Source organism: Actinomyces bouchesdurhonensis (assembly GCF_900128465.1).
Lineage (GTDB): Bacteria > Actinomycetota > Actinomycetes > Actinomycetales > Actinomycetaceae > Pauljensenia > Pauljensenia bouchesdurhonensis.
Map to the genome: position 1 here is coordinate 433,852 of NZ_LT635869.1, position 5,425 is coordinate 439,276.

Annotated in this window: 5 protein-coding genes; 4 read left to right on the plus strand and 1 reads right to left on the minus strand. The window is 60.9% G+C overall.

The window, feature by feature from the left end; translation table 11 throughout:
* Positions 1 to 472 (minus strand): ribonuclease H family protein (locus BQ7477_RS10460; RefSeq protein ID WP_129582575.1); only part of this gene is annotated, 472 nt, incomplete at its 3' end.
* A gap of 129 nt (positions 473 to 601) precedes the next feature.
* On the opposite strand from BQ7477_RS10460, the gene BQ7477_RS10465 reads away from it, so the two are divergent.
* From BQ7477_RS10465 to BQ7477_RS10480, 4 genes are all read left to right on the plus strand, one after another.
* On the plus strand, positions 602 to 1,957 hold the full coding sequence (locus BQ7477_RS10465) for a hypothetical protein (RefSeq protein ID WP_234968805.1): 1,356 nt from the start codon (positions 602 to 604) through the stop codon (positions 1,955 to 1,957).
* Positions 1,958 to 2,068: 111 nt separating this feature from the next.
* Positions 2,069 to 3,013 (plus strand): Abi family protein, encoded by a 945-nt coding sequence (locus BQ7477_RS10470; protein WP_073983820.1) that lies wholly within the window; start codon positions 2,069 to 2,071, stop codon positions 3,011 to 3,013.
* A 38-nt stretch (positions 3,014 to 3,051) separates the two neighbouring features.
* On the plus strand, positions 3,052 to 3,693 hold the full coding sequence (locus BQ7477_RS10475; RefSeq protein WP_073983821.1) for a GtrA family protein: 642 nt from the start codon (positions 3,052 to 3,054) through the stop codon (positions 3,691 to 3,693).
* 28 nt (positions 3,694 to 3,721) lie between these two features.
* The gene (locus tag BQ7477_RS10480) at positions 3,722 to 4,654 is read left to right on the plus strand and encodes a patatin-like phospholipase family protein (protein WP_073983822.1); all 933 of its coding nucleotides are present in this window, start codon (positions 3,722 to 3,724) and stop codon (positions 4,652 to 4,654) included.
* Positions 4,655 to 5,425: the final 771 nt, after the last annotated feature.

Here is a 5,425-nt window from a genome sequence, read left to right on the forward strand (position 1 = left end):
GTGACGAGCCGCCCCCGAAACCCGGTCCCGGCTCGGGCGTGCGACCGGCCTGGTAGGCCTCGGCGCACGCGCGCGCGAGGTCGTCGGCGCGCTCGTTCATGCGGTGTCCCGCGTGGCCTTTGACCCACTCGAAGGTGACGCGGCGTCCTTCCATGGCGCGGTCGATCTCCTGGATGAGTTCCAGGTTCTTGATGGGTTTCTTGTCGGCCTTCGTCCAGCCGCGCTTTTTCCAGCCGAGCCGCCACTTGGACACGACGTTGATCGCGTACTGTGAGTCGGCGAGGATGTGCAGCTCTTCTCCGGTGTCGGCGGTGGCCTGAAGCAGGCGCAGGATGGCGGTCAGCTCACCGAGGTTGTTGGTGCCCTGCTGCCAGCCGCCCGCGTCCCACGTGTCCTCGTCCACGTACCAGGCCCACCCCGCGGGCCCGGGATTGCCGAGGGAAGAACCGTCTGCCGCCGCCGTAATCGTCATGCTCTCATCCTATCGGGATCGCGCTTCCCTGATCGGAAGGGTACGAGGCCGGGGCTGCTCAGGCCTCGTGCCCTAGACTCTGGGGGTGGGCGTGGAAGCGCCCTCCGCCGCACAGACGAGGATGAATCGATGATGAACGCTAACGCCACCGGCTCGCTGCCGACGGAGACGCAGGCGCGACGACGCGGTCTCCTGTTGAGTTCGAGGGGCGCACACCGAGGCGCTATTGTTGCGGCCGCGCTGTCAGCTGCTGTGCTTCTGTCGAGCTGCGAGTCGTATGTTGCGCCGACGAGCACGCCGGTCGACAAGCTGAGCACGGGTGATGCTGTGATGGCTGTGTGGATGCGTGAGGGACGGTCGGTGTCGGGCCTCGGAAAGCCAACCTACGACAGTGGGATCGGGCTCCTTGACGAGGAGGGTAACGTTGACCTGAGTTTTATCGATGAGAGGACTGTGGGGGACTTGGCGTGGACTAAGCGTGGCCTCTCCTACAGTGAAGAAAACAATGAGTTTCTGACAACGGCGAGTGGAACGCAACGTATTCCGCGCCCGGCTGATCGGTCGTTGGAATATAAGCGCTATGAGCTCCCCGATGGGCGAATCGCGGTCCTTAGCGCGTCGCGGAACTGGGGTTATCGGGTCGATACCATTGAGCTCGATGGAACCATAACAAGCGCGGAAACACGGGACACAAAAGGGGATGTTGGACTGTGCGGTGCGCGGGTTCTGGCGATCACCGACACCGAGGAATCCGAAAGCATCGAGGCCTCTGCCCACGAGGCCTATACGCCTCAGTCGGGTGACCCTGTGAATCCGGAGAAACTCGCGGCTGTCGTGCAATTGGATGATCCCGTTGACGATGCGCCCAGAGTCCTCGCCACCGCACCGATGATTGAGGGATTGAAATCAGGGCAATTCATGTTCGCCTGCGAGGGGGATGTCATCACGCTGCCGAGCATGGTGCAGGACGATCCTGCCGCTGCTCGTGACTTTGGCATGATGGCAACGACTGGCCCCATGGTTCTGCAGCGCTGGGACCTGTCGACGGGGCAGCGCACGGTGATCCCTGTCCTCGATGAGAATGGCGATGAGATCACGCTGAGCAACGATCTGACGATCTTCGGCTATCAGGCGATTCAGGTTGGAGACGAGTACAGGTTCATCAGTAGTAGGGGCCATGCCTTCACGGTCAATCTCAGGAGCGGTCAGGCCCGTCACCTCTTCACTATCCCTGCGGAGACGGTGTCGCATCCGACTTTATTCCAGGTGACTGAGACAGGCGTCTACGCGCTTGAAGATCGCTACCGCGAGCACGTCGTTACGCTCTCCTACCAGCCGTGGGATGGGGGAGAGCTCCGCGAGGTCTTCACAACGAATAAGCTGGAGAAGTATCTGCGGACGTCGGGCGGATTCCTGTCGGCGGGGTATGAGCGAGAGATCGAATCCTTCGCTCTGCGCCCCGGGTGGGACGGCGGCGCTCAGTAGCGCAGCGAGGTAACACAGCGCGCTCTCGCGCCGTACCGTGCGTGGCGTCATCGTGCGTGGCGCGAGAGTGGGGGCGGTCTTCNTCAGATCGCCATTCTGCAGGATAGGGGAATGGAAATCTGCGATGATGAATTCGCTCGTCGAGCTCTTCGTGAAATCGGATACTATAGACTGTCTGGATATTCCTATCCCTATCGCGCTGTGCAAGCGGAGACGGGGCTTCTCTCCGATAATTTCATCGAAGGAACCATGATCGAAAAAGTGGTCAAGCTGTACAGGTTTGATCAAGAGCTAAGAGCTGTCACGGGGCTTCAGCTAGCGAAAATTGAAATTGTGCTTCGGCTGATGATCAGTCACGAGCTTGGACGGGTTGATCCATACATACACTTGAGTCCACATAAGCTCGGGAAAAAAGCTTGGGATAAGGTCAATGTTCGGCCAACCGAGCAGTATTCAGAATGGCTAGACAAATATAGCTTATCTGTTGTGCGATCAAATGAAGACTCGGTCATTCATTACAAAAAGAAATACGACGCGATTTTGCCGGTCTGGGTTGCTGTGCATGTGCTTGATTGGGGCGGCCTGCGCCTATTGTATGGTTTTGCTCGGGATGAGCAAAGGAAAGCAATCGCCCAACAGCTTAATATTTCAGAATCTCAGCTAAGTTCATGGCTGCATTGCCTGAATGAGGTCAGAAATGTGTGTGCGCATCATGGTCGACTCTATAGCAGGACGTTTCCTAAGAGTCCCATGCTCACAGGAGAGGATCATGAGCTCGGATTTCTGCGTCGATTCGTGCTTGACGATGCGAAAGAGGGGAATAGGAAGGAAAAGAAGGGAAAGTGCTTTGCGCAGTTCACCATCATCCAGTATCTTCTTTCTAAGATGAATCTGGAGGGGATTAATGACCTCCCGCATCTTTTGCATAAATTCCCCGAAGTGTCTCCTGTTTCAGTGAAGGACCTTGGTGTTCCAGAGAACTGGGAGGAGCTTCCTTTGTGGAATGGTGATATGTATTCGTGTCCTCCTCAGGCGATGTCATACAGTCAAGGCTGATGGTAGAAACACCGGGGCGTGCGTGCGACACTAGGGGAGTGAACGACGAACAAGCTCCCTCACGCGGATCCGCCGCGCTCGAACCCGCGGCGCTCCCGCTCGAACCCGCGCTCGCGGACCCTTCCGCGACCCATCCCCAGCCCACTCCAGGATACGCGCGCGAGGGAGCCGCCCCGGCCTCGTCCCTCGCCCAGCCGCACGGACAGGTGGAGGAAGAAGAGGTCCCGGCCTCGTCAATGAGCCTCGCCGAACATATCCTCGCCTGGGTGCGCGAATTCATCCAATTCGGACTCGTCGGCGCCACCGCCTTCATCGTCGACATGGGGCTGTTCAACCTCCTCCAACACGGGCCGCTCGACATCCTCGCCGGACACCCCAACACCGCACAATTCGTCGCCGCCGCGACCGCCACCTTCTACTCGTGGGTCGCCAACCGCCTGTGGACCTACCGGGGACGCACCCGAGACAACGCCACGCGCGAAGCCATCCTCTTCTTCTTCGCCAACGCCTGCGGCATCGTCATCTCACAGTTCTGCCTCCTGTTCACCCACCACATCCTCGGACTCACCTCCACGCTCGCCGACAACATCGCCGTCTACGTCGTCGGATTCGTGCTCGGCACCGCATTCCGCTTCATCTTTTATCACTACGTGGTCTTCACAGGGCATACGCAAGCGTAGGTTCGAGGCGCGGCTGTAGGGTCGAAGCGTGAAGGAAACGCCAGAACACTACCCGACCCCCGAAGAATCCATCGCAACGATGGTCACAATCGACGACACCGCCCTCGTCTTCGAAGGCGGCGGCATGCGCAACGCCTACACGGCCGCGCTCGTCAGCCGACTCATCGCCGAAGGCATCAACTTCCCCCACATCTCCGGCGTCTCCGCAGGATCCAGCCACCTGTGCAACTTCACCTCCCGCGACGCGATCCGCTCACACGCGACCTTCGTCGACCTCGTCGAAGACCCCGAATTCGGCGGACTCAAACACTTCCGCAAAGGCCACGGCTACTTCAACGCCGAATACATCTACCAGCAGATCTGCTACCCCGACGGAGCCCTGCCCTTCAACATGGACACGTTCCTCGCGAACCCGGCCACCACCCGCGTCGCCACCTTCAACGCCACGCGCGGTGAAGAACGCTGGTTCTCCAAGGAAGAAATGAGCACCCTGGACACGCTCGGCCCCATCGTCCGCGCATCCTCCACGCTGCCCATCCTCATGCCGCCCGTCGAAATCGACGGAGACACCTACGTTGATGGCGCTCTCGGTCCTAACGGCGGCCTGCCCTTCGACCAGCCCATGCGCGAGGGCTACCGCAAACTCCTCGTCGTCCTCACCCGCCCCCGCGACTACGTCAAAGCGCCCATGCCCGCCAGCGTCGGCGCCCTCCTGCGCACCGCATACCACCAGTTCCCGTCCGTATTCGAAGGAGTTGCCCAGCGTCCCGACCGCTACAACGCGGGACGCCGCTTCCTCTTCGAACTCGAAGAACGCGGCCAGGCCTACGTGTTCGCGCCCGATAACCTGTGGATCAACAACACCGAATCCCGTCGCGAACGTCTTGAAGCCACCTACCGTGCCGGCCTGGTCCAGGCCGTGCGCGAAATGCCCGCGATCAAAGCATTCCTGGGGCTGTAAGGGGCCGCGGCTGTTGTGGGAGCCGCGCCGCGGTGCTGGTTGCCCGGTGGCGGGTGGGCGGCCCGTGGTGATGGTGGCCCGGGGGTGGGCGGCCCGTCGGTGGGTGGGTCTCTCGTTGGCTGCGTCGCGGGTCCGCGGCTCAGCGCGCTGGGCATCCGGACCCGGGCGTGGCTTCTGTCTGGGGTTATCCGGATAGGTTGTGCGCATCCGGATAGGTTATTAAGGTATCCGGATGTTGGTTTCCTATCCGGATGTTGGTTTCCTATCCGGATGTGTTGTCGCCCGGGGGTGGTACCTGCTCAGCCAGCTGCGTTGCGGGCCCGGGCGTGGCTTCTGTCTGGGGTTATCCGGATAGGTTGTGCGCATCCGGATAGGTTATGCGGATGTGGATAGGTTATTAAGGTATCCGGATGTTGGTGTCCTATCCGGATGTTGGTGTCCTATCCGGATGTGTTGTCGCCCGGGGGCGGTATCCGCTCAGCCAGCTGCGTTGCGTGCCCGTGACTCGGCGCGTCGGGACATCGGAGGTTGGGGCCGCGGGAGGCGCGGCGGAGTCAAGGCTGCGCTCGTGATGGTTCAGCTGGCGTGGCCGAGGTCGTTGCAGCCGCTCCCAGGCATCGTGGCTGGGCTGTTCGGTTCTTGTTGCGCCCTCTGCCCGGGCCGACGGGGGGTTTTGCAGCATTAGGAGCTGTTTGACGGCGTGTCGTCGGCGTGTCGTGGCTCTAATGGTGCAATTCCCCCCGCGGGCGACGGCGTGGTGGCCACGCCTGG